The following is a 1,088-nucleotide window of genomic DNA, read 5'->3' on the forward strand; positions in this document are numbered from 1 at the left end:
GTGATGGTCAGCTTGCCATCCGCATAGAGTGTTGTATTGCCAAGTGTGGCTATGCCTGAGTGAGCATAGTCAGGTGACATGTCGACACCCGCGCTGCTTTCGGTTATTGAACCAGTATCAACGCCAGCGATTTGGGCAGCATCGCCAACCGCCGAGAGCGTCGTTGATGCGCCAGTGTGGGTCACACCACCGTGGGCATCTTTGACATCATAGCTAAAGTGCACCGCTCCGTTGTAGTCTTTTTCTGGGGTAAAAGTGAACGTGCCATCGGCATTTAAGGCAATAGCACCATGGTCAGCCTGTAGGTTTTCAATGGATAGTTTGCCAATATCGTTGTCATCAACATCGCTAGTATTAGCCAGAAGCTGTGCTGAGGTGAGGACAATTTTGCTATCTTCCAAGCCATTCGCTAAACGTACTTCAGCTGACGCAACTGGCGCATCATTGGTGCCATGAACGGTCACTGTGATATCTTTTTTAGCACTGCCATCGATAGATTCAACGGTAAAGGTTTGCTGGAAGCTTTCCCCTGCGCCTAAATGTTGGACTTTATCATTGTCAATGTTGTATGACCAATGGCCTTGTGCGTTGATATTGAACTGACCACCTTCGGTGGTGGTGATGGTTTGTGCGATAAAACCGGCTTGGTCGTGATCCGGGTCAATGACCTGTAACGTGCCACCACTGCTGAGCTGATTGGTGGTATTGCCAAAGGAAGTATGATCTTCGTAAACATGATTATTTAGGCTGGAGTAGGGCGTCACTGCAATTTTTGCTTGGTTATCTTCACCGGTCACTTTCACCATAATGGTGAGCTTCTGACCATCAGTGGTTTCGACTTCGTAGGGGAGCTCCATCGACTCGCCAGCATGTAGGCTACTGATTAGATCGTCCGGATGATGATTGGTACCTGTATTTAATCTGAATTGATAAGTGCCATTAGGCCAAACATCAAGGTAACCAGGTGCAAACCCTTGACCTAAATATTTACCGCTAAAAACAAACTGAGTGTTATCGCCACTATCAGGGTCAATCAGCTGAAGCTGGCCTCTATAGGATTTAAATTCGCTATCCAGCGCTTGTGTTTC

General features: G+C 47.4%; 1 protein-coding gene. It reads right to left on the minus strand.

What is annotated here, in order from left to right:
• A partial coding sequence (locus tag AB4167_RS22005) for a VCBS domain-containing protein (RefSeq protein ID WP_198594307.1) occupies nucleotides 1-1,088 on the minus strand: 1,088 nt, incomplete at both ends.

This window comes from Vibrio sp. 10N.286.49.E11, assembly GCF_041469505.1.
Lineage (GTDB): Bacteria > Pseudomonadota > Gammaproteobacteria > Enterobacterales > Vibrionaceae > Vibrio > Vibrio crassostreae_C.